The organism is Acinetobacter sp. RF14B (genome assembly GCF_006864105.1).
GTDB classification, from domain to species: Bacteria; Pseudomonadota; Gammaproteobacteria; order Pseudomonadales; family Moraxellaceae; genus Acinetobacter; species Acinetobacter lwoffii_C.
This window is the reverse complement of the sequence record NZ_SMTB01000055.1, coordinates 1-17,840: the sequence shown is the minus strand read 5'-3', so window position 1 is coordinate 17,840 and position 17,840 is coordinate 1. Positions and strand designations below refer to the sequence as shown.

Sequence of the window (17,840 nt, the reverse complement as noted above, 5' to 3'; positions counted from 1 at the left end):
GGCCAGCCCCGGCAATTGCTGCAAAATGGTGGCCAAACAGGACACTCTTATTGGTAGGCACATAGTCCAGACCATCGACCAAGCGATGCGCAGGTGTCAGACGGCGCTCGTTCAGTTCAAAAACCTTATTGGCAATAAATAAACTATAAAAACGGTAAGCGATGCTATACACACAAGCTGCGGCCAGAACCAGCCAGACTGCATTGACATGCTCACCACGACTCAGTGCTAGAACTCCAAAGGAGACTGCCCCGACGATGGCTACTAAAAGCCAGATGATTTTTGAAGTCAGCGTCGACTTCTGCTGTAAAGTTTCCATTTAATCCCTCATATTTGTGATGCATACAAATCAGCATAATTGTGTTATTCGAGGTACTGCTGTTTTTTCCTTTGCGACTTTAGGCAAATTTTTTCTAATTTCCTCTAAGACTTTGGCATAAAAAAAGGGATGATTTTCATCACCCCTTTGATAATAGTCTATTTTTAAACCATTATACACGCTCTAAATAGTCACCAGTACGGGTGTCTACACGAACGTTTTCTTCCTGCTGAACAAACAATGGAACACGTACCACAGCACCTGTTTCCAGTTTCGCAGGCTTACCACCACCACCAGAGGTATCACCACGTACACCTGGATCAGTTTCAACAATTTTTAATACCACAAAGTTAGGAGGGCTGACGGTAAGCGGCACGCCATTCCATAACATAATGGTACATTTTTCATTTGAATCGTCTTTTAGCCATTTGGCAGCATCACCCATTGCTGTTTTATCAGCAGCGATCTGTTCAAATGATACTGGATCCATGAAGTTCCACATTTCACCGTCGTTGTACAAGTATTCCATTTCTACTTCTACAATATCCGCAGCTTCTAGTGAATCACCAGATTTGAATGTTTTTTCTAAAACTTTACCACTGCGAAGATTACGTAGTTTAACGCGGTTGAACGCCTGGCCCTTACCTGGTTTAACGTATTCGTTTTCCATGATTGCACATGGGTTACCATCAAGCATAACCTTAAGGCCAGACTTGAAATCGTTCGTAGAATAATAGGCCATGATTGGCTCACTCCAAACTTACTAACTTTAATCTATTGATGCTATGGGCTGTTGCAATGTCATTTAGCAAGTCTGACAAGAACATGGTTTGCCACATGCACATTCATTTAATGCTGCGTATTCTAAATGAGCAATACACTTTGCCGCAACGAAAAAATCTGATTTAACTGGCTGACTCTGCTTAACTTAACAGCAGCTATCACAAAGCTGTGTACTTGCTGAAGCTCACAAAGCAGAAAAGCACCAAGTTTCTCCTACCATAGCAAATTACAGGGATTTTTAAAAATTTTGCAGCCGTCTTTTATTTTCATTGATCGACAAACTGCTAAACTGCTGGCTTCATTTAATTTTCAGTTCTTTTAATCTTCCGGCATGACACAGTATTTATACCAAGAACATAATTGGCAGTCACAACTCAGTGACCTGATTACCGACCCGCTTGAACTTCTCGAAATTTTAAAACTCTCCCCTGAGCAACTTTTATCCGGCGCTCTGCTGGCGTCCAAGCAGTTTAAATTACGCGTACCTCGTGCTTTTGTAGAACGGATGCAGGCTGGAGATCCTCTAGACCCGCTGTTACTGCAAGTATTGCCTCATCATCTGGAACTGGAAGAGCATCCCGGCTTTGTAACAGATCCGCTGGGCGAAGAACAGGCGAATCAGCAGCCAGGCGTACTGCATAAATATAGCTCCCGATTCCTTCTGACCTTGACAGGCGCCTGTGCCGTACATTGCCGTTACTGTTTCCGCCGGCATTTTCCTTATCAGGAAAACCTGCCTAAACATGAAGATTGGATCAATATCAGGCAGTATCTGGAAAGCCAGCCAGAAATTAATGAAGTTATTTTGAGCGGTGGTGATCCCTTAACACTGTCAAACCGAAAATTAAAATTATGGATTGAGCGTCTAGAATCTGTACCACATCTCAAATTCTTAAGAATACATTCACGAGTTCCTATTGTGATCCCAAATCGGATCGATGAAGAGCTACTGAGCATGTTGAAAAACAGTAGGCTACGAATTATTCTAGTGGTACACTCAAACCATGCATCGGAGTTGGATGATTCAACCTGTACGCAGTTAAATCAACTGGTTCAGCAACATATCACCGTACTCAATCAGGCCGTATTATTAAAAGGAGTCAATGATTCCGCCCAGGTTTTGATTGACTTAAGCTATCGCTTATTCGATGCCGGCGTAATGCCTTATTATTTACATGTACTTGATAAAGTAAAAGGTGCGCAGCATTTTGATTTATCACCTGAATGTATTCATGAAATTTACACTGAAGTTTTAGCGAGCCTACCGGGGTATTTGGTTCCTAAACTGGTGAGAGAAATAGCGGGTGAAAAAAATAAGACACCGCTTTTTGGGGATTCAACATTTTTGAGTTAAATAATAAAGATGAGTAAACTTACTTCAGATATCTTTCAGACACCGACTGAGCTTCAACTCGACGAGTTAAGCTTTTGTGCGACCAATGCCAAGGCTTTACAGGAGTGGGTTACCGGTATTTCAGTCTTGCAACTGGGTAATTCTTCTAAATCCCTGTTTAGCGCCTTACTTGAAATTTCAGAACTGAAGTGTGCTGAGACCTTACGCTTTGACCTGATTCAAATCCTTCATCCCACGCTTGAAAATGTGCTGGGCAGTCTGGAAAAGCATTTCATTAATCAGGGCCTGATTACGACTGACCGCAATGACCAGATCATTGAACTGGCGATGCTGTTACGTACTTACTTTACCAAAATCTATATTGATATTGTCAAACGCTGCAATTACCAGCTGAGTCATCAAAAATTTTCGCTCTTTTCTCTAGGCAAAAAGAAAAGTCTGCAAACCGCCCGAATTGTTTCCACCTATTATGCGCTACAGCAACTGAGCCTGCTGTTCTACCAGCAAAACATGCTGTATAGCGCACCCGGGCCGGGACAATGGCTGGCTGCCCATCAGTTGCTTGAAGGTGCCATGGCGCATAACTTCTACCAGGTCAATATCAACCAGATTCTGGGAACAGAACATGACATCCAGAATATTGCTCAAGCCTATGCACAGCTCATCTTGCTGGATATTTTCAATACCAACCAGATTCGTCCCGCAGAAATTCAGGGCTTATATTTATGCAGTGCGGACTGGGCGAAACGGGTTCAGATTCTGCCCAAAGAGACCACTCTGTCTCGTTATGTGGTAGATGCCAGCAAGGATCATCCACCTTTACTCAACGCTCATCAGGGCGAGCAGTTTAAGCCAAGTTTCTTTATTGCTACCCAGAGCCTGATGGAACATCTGGCTGGTACGCAAACCAAAAATGCCCAATACCTGTCACGCAATGAAAAACTGTTCCTGACCCCTGCCTTGCATTTTCATATTTATCATCTGCTTTCAAATAATGTGGAACGCCGTCATGAACGTTATGAATATTCGGCACAAATTAATATCTGCTTTGGCCTGACGGTTGCTCATTTTTATCTGTCCAAAGGTAAGAACTTTAATGAGACACTGGACTTAGAGGCCAATTACAACTTACAAAGCGAAAGCAGCTTTGTCAGCTCCCTGCAAAGCGCCATTCCAAATGGATTTAGCAGTATCAAGGCACTGGACCGGGAAACCAAACAGATTCATAGTGCCGAAGTGCTGGATATTAGTGTCAATGGTTACCGGATTAAATGGTCTGGCATAACACCGCCCCTTCTAAAAACTGGTGAATTTATTCTGGTACAGGAAAAATCACAGAGTCAATGGCGCGGCGGTGTGATTCGCTGGATCAAGCAATCTACAGATAAAAGCCTAGAAATTGGTCTGGAAATGCTGACACAGGAGCTATATCCATGTGCCGTCTACACCCGTACCGAACTTCATAAGGCCAATTACCAGCCAGCTCTCTTGGTCCAGACCACGCAACTGGATCAGGTTTCGACCAGCATCATTGTGCCGGGTTCACAGATGTTCCGGGAAAAACAAACCATTCATTTACGTCTTGGCCAGCAAGAGCTCAAGATTTATCTAACCAAGGCCCACCTGATTACCCAAAGTTTTATCCACTTTGATTACGAATTATTAAATGATCAGGAACAAGAGCTTATTGAACGCTTTATTCATAAGCATACAAATGAAGCTAGAAATCACGATTTATGGGAAGCATTAAAGTGAGAAATCCATTATTGTCTAAAAAGTTGAAACGTACTGAAACACGTTTACTGATTATTGATGATAATCAAATTAGATATAACCAAATCCGTGACCTTCTGAGCAATAATCAATATCAGGTGGATGCCGTCCTGCTGGATGATCTACAGTCTTTTGAAAAACAGCTAAATTTTAATTGGGATCTGATTATTTTCGGTCGTGCCTATGACCTGAAATATGAGCAGGCGCTGAGTCTGGTTCGTCTTTCTCACCAGCCTGAACTTCCCATTATTTTACTCAAGCCTGAAGATTATAAGGCTGAGCAATACGCACAATATGTCCATAAAGGGATTTATGACATTCTGAATCTGGATTATCCGGAACGCTTCTATATTGGTCTGGTGCGCGCGCTGTCTTTTAGCCGCGGTTTGCAAACCCAACAACACTTGATGAACGAGCTGGAAACCGCCCAAAATCAGGCCCAGTCTCTGGTTGAAGACAGTAACCGCGCCGTCGCAACCATTCAGGAAGGGATTCATATTCAGGCGAATGCTGACTATCTGAAGCTTTTTGGCTTGCAAAGTGAAGATGATCTGATCGGGTTACCCCTGCTTGACCTCTTACAGCCAGAAGATTTAAACGAGTTCAAAACACGCTTTAAAAAGATTTCTCAAGGGCAGTTTGACCTAGGCCGTTTTGATATTGTATCTGTTAACCCCAAAGTCTCCGCGGCGAATCCCTTAAAACTTGAATTTCTTGCCTCAACGACTGAAGAAGATGCCCTGCAAATCACCATTGATACACAAGCACAGTCACAATCAGGCACAGACAAAGCTCTAGGTAAACCCGGTGCTTTCCAGCTACTTAAACGGAAAATGAGCAAGCAGCCTGCGCCTTTTAATGCGCTGGTCACCTTCTCTCTGACCTCTTATGACCCCGCAGTGCTCTCCTCTGACTGGCACACTTTTAGTAGTTACTTCAACGAAATTAGAGCTTTCCTGAAAGAACAGACTCATGTTCCGCTCTTTAAACTGGAATATGATGTCTTTGTTGGCCTGTTTCAGGCGGACTCGAAGCAAATCCTGGAGTCCAAGCTGATTGGATTAAATGCCTTCAGCAAGCCTCAACTCATTACTGTTGGACAAAACTCGTTCCCGCTGAATTTTCGTATTGGCTATATCATGCTGGAAGATGGCCTGAATGACGAAAGCCACTACAATAATCTGGTGGCACAAGCTTTCTCGACGGCTTTACCTCAAGCAGAAGCAGCCCCTGAATTTATTCTAGATACCTCTGCGCCAGCAACCCCTCAAGCGCTTCAAATGCCAGGCATAGACTTTAGTGTGGCAAAAGAAGCACCTCTTGACAGTCCAACAACGGCGGTCATTAGCCCGGCAGTTACTTCAGTTCTAGATGGAACGCCTTCTATATTAAAAGCCTTGCGTGTATGTCTGGATCGTGGCGAAATTCATTTAAAATATCAACAACTGTATGATAAAGAAGATACTCGCCTCTATCGCTATGAAGTCACCAGCGGTTTTATCTTTGACAATAAATGGCAGGATATTTCATCAATCCTTGAGCTGCGTGAGGATGACGAGTTATCCATTAAACTAGATCGCTGGATTCTGGTTGAAGCCAGCAAACAGTTACATAACTTTATTACCCAATATCCAGATGCCAGCTTAATTGTTAACTTGAATCGGGCAGTATTATTTAAAGACCGTACCTTCCCGGAATTTATCTCCAAGCTGATTACGATTATCCGCAGTAAAAACCAGCACCCGCTTACCCTCCAATTCTCGGAAGAGGATGTTTTACTGAATCAGCAAGATGCCCAGAAGTATTTGCGTGTTCTGCATGAACATGGTGCACTGACTTCCCTGCGTGATTTTGGTCAGTCTATCTATAGCCCAAATCTACTGCAAGAACTGGAACTAGATGGCGTCAGCCTGCATTCTAGCTTAACCCAGATGCTGAATCATGATACTGAAATTGAAGAGTTACAAGAAAAAATTGCCAGCTATAACGAAATCAGACCGCTGAATATCCTGATTCGCGAATTGAATGACATGACTTTATTCGCCAATGCCTGGAACGTGGATGCCCGCTTTATTCAGGGGGATTATTTCCAGAAAAAACTGGACCACCTGATTGACGTACAAGACCATTAAGGTGTTGTAATAACCTGTGAAGCTGGAGAAATTTCCTGAATCACAGACACAAAAAAACGGGCAATATGCCCGTTTTTTTATTTTGGGTATTAACGTTTGATAGAACGTGACATACCAGCAAAACGTTGTTTGAACTTGTCGATACGACCGCCAGTGTCAACGTTCTTTTGCTTACCAGTGTAGAATGGGTGGCAAGCTGAGCATACGTCTAGATAAAGAGTTTCTTTACCAACAGCTGAACGAGTTTCGATTACGTTACCGCAAGAGCAAGTAGCAACTAGTTTTTCGTATTTTGGGTGAATATCGGCGCGCATCGTCGATTACTCCATAAAGATTAAAGAAGGTTTTGCTGTCATCGCAATTGATCACTCTCAAACCTGAGGAAAGCCGAAACCGAAATTCTGGCAGATCAACACCATAACAGACCATTCTTTTGGCCCACCGAGACAGATACCGTCAGAGCTAAGCACAACAAGTTGGACAATATTATACGGCAAACTGATTCAATAAGCGAATTATTCTTGAGCCGGTTCCTCAGGTTCTTTGGCCCAGAGATTAGCCACAACTCCGCAGACCATCAGCTGAATTTGATGGAAAATCATAATTGGTAATACGATCATACCCAATGGCTGTCCAATAAATAGAATCTGTGCCATCGGTACCCCACTGGCCAGCGTTTTTTTGGAACCACAGAAAAATGCCGTTTTCTGGTCGGCGCGGTTAAAGCCCATCCAGCGTGGAATATACAGCGATAACAGCATAACAATCGTCAATAAAACCGAACATGCCAAGAGCAATAACAACAAGGTACTGATGCTGACTTCGTTCCATAGTCCAGCGACCACTGCACTACTAAAAGCACCATATACGACCAGCAAAATTGAACCCTGGTCAAAAACCTTGACGAGCTTTGGCATTTTCATCATCTGAGGATAAACCCAGGGACGCAACACCTGCCCCAAGATAAAAGGAACCAATAGCAACAAGGTAATCTGAATAATGGAAGCAGTCGGATCAAAATCATGTTCAGATTGGCCTAAAATGAAAAATGCCACCAGTGCAGGAGTAATAAACATACCGATCAGATTGGAAAAGGAAGCACTACAGACGGCACCCGCCACATTACCATTGGCCACTGAGGTAAAAGCAATCGACGACTGGACTGTCGATGGCAAGAAACACATAAACAGAAAGCCCCAATATAATTCTTGTCCCAGCATTGGCTGTAAAATCGGCTTGGCCAATAATCCTAAAAGGGGAAACAAGGCAAAAGTCAAAGCAAAGACCAAAGTATGCAGCCTCCAGTGCATAATCCCCTCCACGACCGCTTCACGGGAAAGTTTAGCCCCATGCAGAAAAAACAGGATTGCAATTGCTGCTGTTGTGACCCAACCAAACACCTGGGCTGCCTGTCCGGAGACCGGCAGCAAACTGGCCAGCAATATCATTACAAATAACAATATTGTAAAACGATCTAATGCTAAGAGCTTAAGCATCTGACTTACTTCCCTTTAAGTTTTATTCTTTGATAAAAAATGCCCAGATATCTAGCGAATTCTGGACATAGTTAGATCGTTTTGCAAGTCCAATAAAAGATGATTTTTCATCTTACTTGCAGTATGGATCAGTTATTGCGTGCATTACTATCCTGCTGGATAAGTTCGATCTTATAGCCGTCTGGATCTTCCACAAAGGCAATCACGGTTACACCGCCTTTCATTGGACCTGCTTCACGAACCACATTGCCGCCACGTGCCTTGATTTCCTCACAGGCCTTATAGGCATCATCCACAGCAATGGCAATATGGCCATAAGCATTGCCCAGCTCATAACTTGCCGTGTCCCAGTTATGGGTCAATTCAAGTACGGTATGGTTTTCTTCATCGCCATAGCCCACAAAAGCCAAGGTAAAACGACCCTCTTCGTAATCACGCTTACGAAGCAAAGTCATACCAAGTACCTCAGTATAGAACTTCAAAGACTGTTCCAAGTTGCCTACACGTAACATGGTATGTAGCATGCGCATATTAATCCTCCTTATTTACAGAGTGTTGTTGGTGTTCACCGAGCAGTTTTGCGACCCAGACCACGAGAATCAGGATTGGAATACCCATCAAGGTAGTCATCAGGAAGAAATTCGGATAACCGATATTGGTGACTATAGTACCTGAATATCCACCCAAAATCTTAGGAGTTAGGGTCATCAGGGAACTGAAAATGGCATATTGCACCGCAGTAAAGGACACACTGGTCAGGCTCGACAAGAAAGCAATAAAAGCCGCACCCGCCAATCCAGCAGCCAAATTATCCACGATTATGGCAAAATACAGCCAGGCAGAGCTGTAAGGCTTAATCACTTTCCCCTGCACCTCAACCATATCTGCATCACCCATCTTGAGCGGCTGAATCTCGACATCCAGAGCATTCGTCAAAGTTTGAGTCAAATCCACCATATAGCTGTGCTGCTGGGTCAAAACCACCTGATCTTGCTGCATCAGATTGACACTAATCTGCCTGGTCGCTGAAGCTACCAATTTTTCGGCTGGAATTGCAGCACTAAACGTACCCGCCTCATCCAGTTTGGCATCAAAATTCTGGCCATCTAGCATCATTACAATTTTTTGCTGATCTTGCAGCGCTGCGCCCGTATATTGTCCGCGCACTACAATGCTATTGTCCTGCTCATTGGCTGTAATAATATTGTCAGTCGTAATAGGCAACAGCAGTAATTGTGCCTGCTGAGCTTGGCTTTTAAGATAAGGCATATGCAGTGTCACTGCGGGTATACCCTGATCTTGATACTGAGCCTTAACCATTACGATATCGCTCTGTTCAAGCGCTGCTTTGGGAACCGGAATATTCCAGTAACCGACTTCGTCGGTGTCAACCTGATAATAATGCGGTCCGATCTGCACTTCGACCTGAGCGAGTTTTTCTCCGGATTTAACCAGGCCTATAAAAATCAGATTCGTTGAACAGGCAAGAATAGCACCCACAAACATCAGCTTCATGATGTTCATCTTCTGGGCCAACAATCCGCCAAGAAAACCACCGAGCAGGGAGAAAATCACCCCATATACCTTGACGGCTTCAGCAATCTGCTCCTTGCTAAAATTTAAATCCTGATAGAACACATTGGAAATTACTCCGGCAATAATATCGGAGACCCGATAAAAGCCAATCAGGAGCAACAGCACCAGCGCCAGTTTTAAGCCATAGCGCTCAAAGAAATCGGCCACCGGATTCACCCAGGTTTCATAAGCCATCTGCCTGTTCACAGCTCCCATTTTAACCAGCACGGCACCCACCCCAAATGCAACTGCAGCGGAGCCAATAAAACGTAAAGCTTCAAAACAGAACAAAGCCAAGCTATCCTGAATAGCCCAGCGCTCTATCATAATGGTGACCAGGTTTCCCGAATACACATAGCTTGAAACAAAGCTGATAACGGCAATAAAAAACACACCAACCAGACGAAAATAGTCGCTACGCTGATAGTCTTTATGAATACGCTCTACCTGCGGCTCACGAATCAATAGTGTGGTCAGAATACCTACCAGCATCACGGCTGCCATCGCCAGATAGGTCCACTTCCAGGCATCATAGATATAGTTGCCTTTGGCTGTGCCCAGATAGGCAGCCAGAAACAAAGCCCCTGCTCCTGCCACAATCATCCCGATGCGGTAACCGGCATTATAGGTCGAGGCCAGCACGGTCTGCATCTGGGCTTCAGCCAGTTCAATACGATAGGCATCAATGACAATATCCTGGGTTGCTGCCGAGAAACCCAGCAGCACTGCCCCTAGTGCCATTTGCTGTAAATGTGCCTGACCCAATGCCGGATCAGAAAATGCCATAATTGCAATTGCACAGACAATGAGAATCTGGGCAACCAGAAGCCAGGCCCGACGGCGACCCAAGGCTTTGGTTAGAAAGGGTAGCGGTAATTCATCAATCAGCGGTGCCCAGACAAATTTAAAAGAATATCCCAATGCAGCCCAGCTAAAAAAAGTCACGGCACTTTTGCTGATTCCGGCTTCACCAAGCCATAAAGACAAGCTGGAAAAAATGAGAAGAATCGGGACACCGGCTGAAAACCCCAAAAACAGCATGATCAAGGCACGTCGATCCAAAAATGCTGTAAATGCGGATTTCCAATCCGTCGTTTGTGTGGTCATTAGCTTGTTATTTTCCGTGAAAATTAATTGCTGCTATTCAATCCTGTAATACGCCATCTTTCAATAAGATTTATATAATTATCACATTCTGGATTTTTTTATTTTTGCCAAAAACGATGCCGCAGCTTGAAATTTCCAAGTAAATCTGTATACCTTAAACCTTATCAACGTAATATTTCGTTTTGGATTTTCAACAGTGACCCAGAGACTCGATCAAATTAATTCTTCTATTGCCACTAACACAACAACGGCCCAACTCTCTAAGCATTCTGAACTAGCAGTCTCAGTATTTGAAAAAAGCGAAATACACCCTACTCTTGCGCATACCCGCCTCAGCGCAGAACAACTCACACACATCCCCCAGCTCGAAAAAATTCCGGCTTCTACAAAAAGAATCAAACCCTTAAATAATTTTTTGGGACAGGACCGTGCCCGTGCCTCGGTAGAAGCTGGTATTGCGCTTCCTTATTCAGGCTATAACATTTTTGCTGTCGGCACTGCAGGTCTGGGCAAACGTACCATGGTAAAGCGGCTGCTACAGCAACATGCAAAAACCATGGAGACACCAAATGATTGGGTCTATGTCAATAACTTCCAGAACCAGCGCCAACCTATTGCCCTGCAACTTCCTGCCGGTCAGGGGCCAAAATTCCAGACAATTTTACATCAGAGCTGGCAGACTATTCTAAAGCAACTGGAACGTCGATTTACTGCGGAAAGCTATCACAACCGGATTGAAATGATTCGCCAGGAAACGGGAGACGAGCAGCAACAGGCGCTCATCGAACTGACCCGTGAAGGTGAAGATCTGGATTTAAAACTGATTACCCGCAACGATGAACATTGCTTCGTGCCTGTCTATCTAAAAGATGACAAGGTTCAGGAGATGTCACAGGATGACCTGAATGCCCTCAGCAACAAGGATCGCGCAGAAATTGCGGCCAATATGCGCTATATGGACAAGAAGCTGGAGCGTCTCGGCCTGCATCTGGGTGATCTGGAAGATGATGCACGTGATCGCGTGCAAGTGCTGAACCGTGATATTGCCAAACAGGTCGTTTTACCACGGGTTGAACATATCCTGTCCAAGTTCAAACATGTGGAAGGACTCGAACAGTATCTGAAACAATATGCCGAAGACATTATTAATAATGTCGAGATTGTACTGGAACAGGAAGAAGATGACTTCACACCTGCGCTTTTCAGTCGTGTACCCGCCCGATATCAGGCCAATGTCATTGTGTCCCATAAACCCAATGCTGGTGCACCAGTGATTTTTGAAGACTTTCCAACCCATTACAACCTCTTGGGTCATGTAGAACAGCTGACCCAAAATGGCACGATTACCACAGATTTCACCTTAATCCGTCCCGGCTCACTCCATAAAGCCAACGGTGGCTTCCTGATGCTTGAAGCCGAGCAATTACTGGAACAGCCTTATGCCTGGCAGGGTCTTAAACGTGCACTTAAATCGGGTCATCTGAAGCTTTCTTCTCTGGAACACATGCTGACCCTAACCGGCAGCATTTCGATTGAGCCTGCTGCTATTCCTTTAAATATTAAAGTGGTACTGCTGGCTGAACCGGAAATTTACTATGAAATTCTGGAGCTTGAACCAGAGCTAGGCAGTATTTTTAAAATCCGTGCCGACTTTACCGATACCCTGCAGCGCAATGAAGAAAACGAACAGGCCTATATGCAGCTGATTGCCGATTATGTGCAGTCTGATAAATTATTGCCTTTTGACCGTTCCGCCCTTTCCGCCCTGCTCACTGACTCTAGCCGTCAGGCCGAAGACCAGAGTTCTTTATCCCTGCATGCCTTGACGTTGGGCGACCTGATTCGCGAGGCTCACCATCATGCCTTTCAGGCCGCTGACAAGATGGTCTCTGAAAAGCATATCAACATGGCTCTGGATCACCGCAAATATCGCTTAGGCTATTTACGTGAACTGTACTGGCAGGATCTGACCCGCGGTACTCAACTGATTGAAACCCGCGGTCACCGTCTCGGTCAGATCAATGCCCTATCAGTGATCCATTATGCAGATGTCGAATTTGGCCTTCCTTCGCGTCTGACCGCTTCGGTCTATCAAGGCGGTGGGGATATTCTGGATATTGAACGCAGTGTTGAACTAGGCGGCTCTTTACATGCCAAAGGCGTGTTATTGATGGCTTCATTTCTGAAAGCACATTTCGGCCGTGAACAAACCTTGCATTTTTCAGCTGCTCTGGCCTTTGAACAAAGCTATGGACAGGTCGATGGAGATAGTGCAACCGTTGCTGAACTCTCCGCCCTCATCTCTGCGATTAGTCAATTACCGATTGACCAGTCTTGGGCCATTACCGGCTCCATGAACCAGCTGGGCCAAGTGCAGCCGATTGGTGGAGTGAATGCCAAAATCGAAGGCTTTTTCGACGCCTGTAAACTGCAAGGTCTGACTGGCAAGCAAGGCGTGATTATTCCACGTCAAAACATGCAGCACCTGATGTTACGCAAAGATGTGATTACAGCGGTCGAACAAGGTCAGTTTCATATCCATGCCATTGATACCATTGATCAGGCGCTTGAGATTCTGATGGCACGTCCAGTCGGCAAAATGGATAAAAAAGGCCGTTATAGTAAAGACTCGATTTATGCAGCAGTCATGGAACAGCTAGATTATTGGCAAGCTATTGAAGATGGTGCCGAATTTGAGGAAGAGCCAAAGAAAAAGAAAAAAAAGAAGAAGAAAAAGAAAAAAGAAAAAGCCGCAGTAAAAGATATTCAGGCAAAGCAAGACGCTCTTGCAGAAGCACTGGCGGCTGAATCACAAGATCTGGAAAATTCCGGGCACAAGGCAGAAGAATAATTCTGCCCCCCATTTTCCTTTTACCCACATAAAAAAGCGCTTCTAAAAAGAAGCGCTTTTTTACAGCTGTGAGTTTAATTAAATCAATTAAGCTTCAGGTGCCGGGCTGTACTGTTCAACTAAAGACTTCAATTCACCTTTCTGGAACATATCGAGCATGATGTCACTACCACCAATCAACTCGCCATTGATCCAAAGCTGTGGGAATGTCGGCCAGTTTGCGATTTGTGGCAAAGTTGCACGGATATCCGGATTTTCAAGGATATTCACATAAGCAAATGGACGACCAATTTGACTGAGTGCTTCTACCGCACGCGCAGAGAAACCACACTGTGGAAATTGTGGTGTACCTTTCATATAAAGAAGTACTGCATGTTTAGCAATTTGGTCACGAATTAACGCTTCGGTATCGCGTACTTGTTCAGTCATTGATAAATCCTCAACTAATCTGTCTGGCATTATACCGAAATCCAAGAAAAACAGTATGGCTAATGCAATAAATCCATTTTTATTTACATTTACCCTTTAAATCTGCTCAGGTTTTTGCTTATATAAGTTTTTATTTCCACCTCCACTAAAGAGTCAGTCATGAACAATATTAGTCTCGCTCCGGTGCAAACTGATCAACCTTCTCACTTGATGCCAGTCTTTGGCCGTCAACCGATCAGCTTTATCCGAGGGCGAGGTGCATATCTGTATACCGAGGATGGTACGGAATATCTGGATGCCTTAACCGGTATTGCCGTATGTGGCTTGGGCCATGCACATCCGGTCATTGCTGAAGCGATTGCTGAACAGGCAGCCACCTTGATCCATACCAGCAACCTGTTTGAAGTACCTTGGCAGACTGCCGCAGCCCAAAAACTTGCCGAAGTAGCAGGCATGGAAGAGGTTTTCTTTTCTAACAGTGGTGCAGAGTCTAATGAAGGCGCCATCAAAATTGCGCGTAAATTTGGTCATATGCAAGGCATTGCCAGCCCTAAAATTATTGTAGCCGAGCACGCTTTCCATGGCCGTACCATGGCTACCCTGTCTGCAACAGGCAACAAGAAAGTTCAAGAAGGTTTTGGCCCTCTGGTTGAAGGTTTTATCCGTGTTCCTTTTGGCGATATTGAAGCCATTGAAGAAGCAGCGATCAACCATCCTGATATTGTCGCGATTCTGGTCGAGCCAATTCAAGGCGAAGGTGGAGTTAATACGGCTCCGCAGGGCTTTAGCTATCTGGAAGAAATCCGTCAGCTCTGTAACCAGCACCACTGGTTGATGATGCTCGATGAAGTTCAGACCGGAAATGGCCGTACAGGAAAATATTTTGCCTATCAGCATACCAATATTATTCCAGATGTACTGACCACAGCCAAAGGTCTGGGCAATGGCTTCCCGATCGGTGCTGTCATGACCCAAGGCCGTGGTGTAGGCGTTTTAACTGCGGGTAATCATGGCTCGACTTATAGTGGGACCGCCTTAGGCTCACGTGTGGTTTATACCATTATCGATATTATGCAAAAAGAAAATATCGTGGAAAATGCAGCGGAAAAAGGTGCTTATATTGTTGAGCAGCTACGCACCCAACTTGCAGCCCATAACGTGACCATACGCGGTTTTGGCCTTATGATTGGAGTTGAATTACCGAAAGCCTGTGCCGAGCTGGTGGATATTGCACGTGATGAATACAAGATGATCATCAATGTAACCGCAGGAAATGTCGTGCGTCTGTTGCCTACCCTGAATATCACTCAAGAGCAGGCAGACCAGCTGGTAGAGCGTCTGGTTAAAATGATTAAAGCTTATCTGGCTTAAGACAGATAAGCTTTAAACCAAAAAAGCCGCTTTCTAGCGGCTTTTTTTATAGTCTGGATATTTATGAGGCCACCTGTAACACGCGTCCCCCAGCAATCTGGCTAAAATATTGTTTCAGTGTATCAATGCAACGAAGCGTTTTGGTCGGCTGTTGTTCTCGTTTCGGCATGACGGCATAAAGTGTCAGTGGTGGAAGCTTCCATTCAGGCAACACTTCAACCAGAGAACCATTCATTAAGTCTTTTTTTCCATCCAGATATAAAATCTTGGCAATGCCATTTCCCTGCAAACACATGGCTTTGGCAACCTGACCATTGTTGGTGCTAAATCGTGAATTTAGCTCAAACTCTACCTGTTCTGCGCTATGAATATGCTTAAAATAGAAGCGCTGATACTGCTTGAAATGAGTCAGTGGCAACATATCATGAGTTTTCAGATCTTCAGGACGTGAAATGACTGACTTTTGATTAATATAACTTGGTGCAGCAACCAGAATCTGTTCAATCTGGATCAATGGTACAACTTGCAGGTTCGGGTCGTCCTGATTCTGGTCAAATTTCAGGGCAATATCGATACGCCCTTCCAACAAATCAACCTCATGACTGCTTGTATCCAGATGAACCCTCAGACCACGATGAGCAGACATCCAATGGGAAAGTGCAGGAATCACATGATTAGCACATAATTCTGGCAAGGAGGCAATGCGAAGTTCACCTACCAGATCATCACGTAACTCATCTATGCGAACTTTGCCACGCTCTGCAGCCGATAGCATTTCTTGGCAACTGTGGAAAAATGCTTGCCCCACCTCAGTCAAACTTAATTTTCTTGTCGAACGATTTAAAAGTATAACTTCCATATCTTGTTCTAATGAGCGAATTTGTTGACTCACAGCACTGGTCGTGATCCCTAACTCACGAGCAGCCCCGCTAAACGAGTTCTTTTCCACAACGCAAGCAAAGACGCCCATTGCCCGAAGTTGATCTAACATAAATTTCCCTCTAAACTTATGAGATGCCTCATCTTTTGATAAAAGCAACTCATTGTATTATACGGTGAAATTTGCGCTTTGCATTATTTATTTAATTATTTGGTAAAACTGCTGTCGGATTAATCGGCTTACCATCCAAACGTACCTGGAACTCAAGCATGGTACGGTTGGTACCTGTTGATCCCATTTCTGCAATTTTCTGACCAGCTGTTACATTTTGACCACTTTTCACGTTTAATTTACTGTTATGTGCATAAGCGGTGATATAGCCATTAATATGCTTGATCAGTATCAGATTGCCATATTCTTTTAAGCCATCGGCTGCATAGACGACCTGACCATCAGCTGCTGCCATCACCGGATCACCCATTTGGCCACCATAACGGGTGCCTTTGATATTTGCATCCAGATCATAGGCCTGCAAAATTGGACCATTTGACGGTTTTACCCAACGCAATCCAGCCGCGGTAGATACCGGAGTTACCGGTGTAGGACTTATGCGTGGAGTGGTCTGTACAGTGGTGCTGACTGAAGGCGCCGGTGTCGGTGTAGGTACTGCAATAGTTTGACGCTGGATAGATGCAGCTTGGGTAACAGGCTGAACCGTTGTACGACGTGCGGCATTCTTTTTCAGGCGGATCGACTGTCCTACATAGATGCGGTATGGCGGAGCAATATCATTCATTTCTGCAATACTGATATAGTTCAGGCCATAACGTGTCGCAATACCGCTCAAGGTATCCCCAGAACGAACCGTATAAAAGTCAGGAGCTGTAGCATAGCGAGCCGGATTATTCACCTGAGGCTTGGTTGCACAACCTGTCATAATGATTGCGGATGCCGCTGCGATCGATAAAACCAGCGTTTTCATCAAGGTGGATGTTGAGGCTATCGCGAAGCTTTTCGTTGACACCAAGGACATTATCTTCCTCTCTAAACATTTATACGGTTGCAAAATTGCGTTAAGAGTAGCAAAGTTTTACTGCAATATACTTGCAATAGTTATTTTTTCACAAAGTTATAACACTTATAGAAGGTTTTCAGGCAGCTGGGCCTGTAAGTCGTGCAAGACTGCGTAGTTTGTGGCATCTATCTGGATAGGCGTGATACTAACGTAGCCGTTTGCGACTGCAAAAAAGTCAGATTCGATCTCGGTCAGGCCTTTTTTTGGCTCTGCAACTGCCTCACCTGCCAGCCCAATCCAGTAGACCTGACGCCCACGCGGATCCACATGACTGCTAATGGGCTTGGATTGTGAACGACGGCCCTGATAGGTCACCTTGGCACCTTTTAAAAGGGCTATATCCGGAATATTAATATTAAAGATATGTCGCTCCGGTAAGACGGGCAGACCGTGTGCAATAAAGTCACGTACCCAGGTTGCCGCAACCCGGTAATCTTCAGAAGATTCATAGCCGCGGACATTGGCACCACATAGCGAAACTGCCAGTGCAGGATGCTTGCTCAGCCGCCCTTCCAGGGCCGCCCCTACAGTACCTGAATAAAGCACATCATCTCCCAGATTTGCCCCGCTGTTAATGCCGCTGACGACCAGATCAAACTCAAGATCAAATAAACCGTTCATGGCCAGATAGACACAATCTGCAGGCGTACCACTGACCGCCCAGACATCAGGAGAAATCTGGATCGGCCGGAGGG

At 44.7% G+C, this 17,840-nt stretch carries 15 protein-coding genes; 5 read left to right on the top strand and 10 right to left on the bottom strand.

What is annotated here, in order from left to right:
• Together E2K52_RS09350 and efp are read right to left on the bottom strand one after the other, a co-directional pair.
• The coding region (locus tag E2K52_RS09350; protein WP_319922801.1) for a carbon starvation CstA family protein at positions 1-319 on the bottom strand (319 nt) is incomplete at its 3' end.
• 172 nt (positions 320-491) lie between these two features.
• A complete protein-coding gene (gene efp, locus E2K52_RS09345) occupies positions 492-1,061 on the bottom strand; it encodes an elongation factor P (RefSeq protein WP_151204865.1) in 570 nt (189 codons plus the stop codon).
• A gap of 372 nt (positions 1,062-1,433) precedes the next feature.
• Between efp and epmB the strand changes: the two genes are divergently transcribed.
• Genes epmB through E2K52_RS09330 form a run of 3 tightly spaced genes read left to right on the top strand, consistent with a single transcriptional unit; the run spans position 1,434 to position 6,361 of the window.
• Positions 1,434-2,456 (top strand): EF-P beta-lysylation protein EpmB, encoded by a 1,023-nt coding sequence (gene epmB, locus E2K52_RS09340; protein ID WP_151204864.1) that lies wholly within the window; start codon positions 1,434-1,436, stop codon positions 2,454-2,456.
• A gap of 9 nt (positions 2,457-2,465) precedes the next feature.
• The gene (locus E2K52_RS09335; protein WP_151204863.1) at positions 2,466-4,211 is read left to right on the top strand and encodes a GTPase; all 1,746 of its coding nucleotides are present in this window, start codon (positions 2,466-2,468) and stop codon (positions 4,209-4,211) included.
• Positions 4,193-6,361, top strand: a complete 2,169-nt coding sequence (locus tag E2K52_RS09330; RefSeq protein WP_151204862.1) for an EAL domain-containing protein — start codon at positions 4,193-4,195, stop codon at positions 6,359-6,361. The genes E2K52_RS09335 and E2K52_RS09330 overlap by 19 nt, the downstream gene beginning before the upstream one ends.
• Before the next feature lie 89 nt (positions 6,362-6,450).
• On the opposite strand, the gene rpmE is transcribed toward E2K52_RS09330, so the two are convergent.
• The 4 genes from rpmE to E2K52_RS09310 form a co-directional block, all read right to left on the bottom strand.
• Positions 6,451-6,675: a 50S ribosomal protein L31 gene (rpmE, locus tag E2K52_RS09325; protein WP_004971624.1), complete on the bottom strand. Its 225-nt coding sequence runs from the start codon at positions 6,673-6,675 to the stop codon at positions 6,451-6,453.
• Positions 6,676-6,876: 201 nt separating this feature from the next.
• Positions 6,877-7,857 (bottom strand): bile acid:sodium symporter family protein, encoded by a 981-nt coding sequence (locus E2K52_RS09320; protein ID WP_151204861.1) that lies wholly within the window; start codon positions 7,855-7,857, stop codon positions 6,877-6,879.
• Between the two features lie 128 nt (positions 7,858-7,985).
• Entirely contained in the window at positions 7,986-8,387 is a 402-nt protein-coding gene (gene gloA, locus E2K52_RS09315; RefSeq protein WP_151204860.1) for a lactoylglutathione lyase, read from the bottom strand.
• A gap of 1 nt (position 8,388) precedes the next feature.
• Entirely contained in the window at positions 8,389-10,539 is a 2,151-nt protein-coding gene (locus tag E2K52_RS09310; RefSeq protein WP_151204859.1) for an AmpG family muropeptide MFS transporter, read from the bottom strand.
• A 196-nt stretch (positions 10,540-10,735) separates the two neighbouring features.
• Between E2K52_RS09310 and E2K52_RS09305 the strand changes: the two genes are divergently transcribed.
• The gene (locus tag E2K52_RS09305) at positions 10,736-13,390 is read left to right on the top strand and encodes a Lon protease family protein (RefSeq protein ID WP_151204858.1); all 2,655 of its coding nucleotides are present in this window, start codon (positions 10,736-10,738) and stop codon (positions 13,388-13,390) included.
• A gap of 87 nt (positions 13,391-13,477) precedes the next feature.
• Here the strand turns inward: E2K52_RS09305 and grxD are convergent, their stop codons facing one another.
• Complete coding sequence (grxD, locus tag E2K52_RS09300) at positions 13,478-13,819, bottom strand: Grx4 family monothiol glutaredoxin (protein WP_151204857.1); 342 nt, start codon at positions 13,817-13,819, stop codon at positions 13,478-13,480.
• 159 nt (positions 13,820-13,978) lie between these two features.
• On the opposite strand from grxD, the gene E2K52_RS09295 reads away from it, so the two are divergent.
• On the top strand, positions 13,979-15,190 hold the full coding sequence (locus E2K52_RS09295) for an aspartate aminotransferase family protein (RefSeq protein ID WP_151204856.1): 1,212 nt from the start codon (positions 13,979-13,981) through the stop codon (positions 15,188-15,190).
• Positions 15,191-15,251: 61 nt separating this feature from the next.
• Here the strand turns inward: E2K52_RS09295 and E2K52_RS09290 are convergent, their stop codons facing one another.
• The 3 genes from E2K52_RS09290 to surE all read right to left on the bottom strand — a co-directional run.
• Positions 15,252-16,181, bottom strand: coding sequence for a LysR family transcriptional regulator (locus E2K52_RS09290; protein WP_151204855.1), 930 nt, complete (start codon positions 16,179-16,181; stop codon positions 15,252-15,254).
• 91 nt (positions 16,182-16,272) lie between these two features.
• Positions 16,273-17,103 carry a peptidoglycan DD-metalloendopeptidase family protein gene (locus E2K52_RS09285; RefSeq protein ID WP_151204854.1) on the bottom strand — a complete coding sequence of 277 codons (831 nt, stop codon included), beginning with the start codon at positions 17,101-17,103 and terminating at the stop codon, positions 16,273-16,275.
• 105 nt (positions 17,104-17,208) lie between these two features.
• Positions 17,209-17,840: 5'/3'-nucleotidase SurE (gene surE / locus E2K52_RS09280; protein ID WP_151204853.1), on the bottom strand; the 632-nt coding region annotated here is incomplete at its 5' end.

Excerpts from the sequence above, each read along its gene's own strand:
- E2K52_RS09310 (WP_151204859.1), bottom strand. The coding sequence starts at position 10,539 with ATGACCACACAAACGACGGATTGGAAATCCGCATTTACAGCATTTTTG.
- grxD (WP_151204857.1), bottom strand. The coding sequence starts at position 13,819 with ATGACTGAACAAGTACGCGATACCGAAGCGTTAATTCGTGACCAAATT.
- gloA (WP_151204860.1), bottom strand. The coding sequence starts at position 8,387 with ATGCGCATGCTACATACCATGTTACGTGTAGGCAACTTGGAACAGTCT.
- E2K52_RS09330 (WP_151204862.1), top strand. The coding sequence starts at position 4,193 with ATGGGAAGCATTAAAGTGAGAAATCCATTATTGTCTAAAAAGTTGAAA.
- E2K52_RS09320 (WP_151204861.1), bottom strand. The coding sequence starts at position 7,857 with ATGCTTAAGCTCTTAGCATTAGATCGTTTTACAATATTGTTATTTGTA.
- rpmE (WP_004971624.1), bottom strand. The coding sequence starts at position 6,675 with ATGCGCGCCGATATTCACCCAAAATACGAAAAACTAGTTGCTACTTGC.
- E2K52_RS09290 (WP_151204855.1), bottom strand. The coding sequence starts at position 16,181 with ATGTTAGATCAACTTCGGGCAATGGGCGTCTTTGCTTGCGTTGTGGAA.
- E2K52_RS09335 (WP_151204863.1), top strand. The coding sequence starts at position 2,466 with ATGAGTAAACTTACTTCAGATATCTTTCAGACACCGACTGAGCTTCAA.
- epmB (WP_151204864.1), top strand. The coding sequence starts at position 1,434 with ATGACACAGTATTTATACCAAGAACATAATTGGCAGTCACAACTCAGT.
- E2K52_RS09295 (WP_151204856.1), top strand. The coding sequence starts at position 13,979 with ATGAACAATATTAGTCTCGCTCCGGTGCAAACTGATCAACCTTCTCAC.
- E2K52_RS09285 (WP_151204854.1), bottom strand. The coding sequence starts at position 17,103 with ATGTCCTTGGTGTCAACGAAAAGCTTCGCGATAGCCTCAACATCCACC.
- efp (WP_151204865.1), bottom strand. The coding sequence starts at position 1,061 with ATGGCCTATTATTCTACGAACGATTTCAAGTCTGGCCTTAAGGTTATG.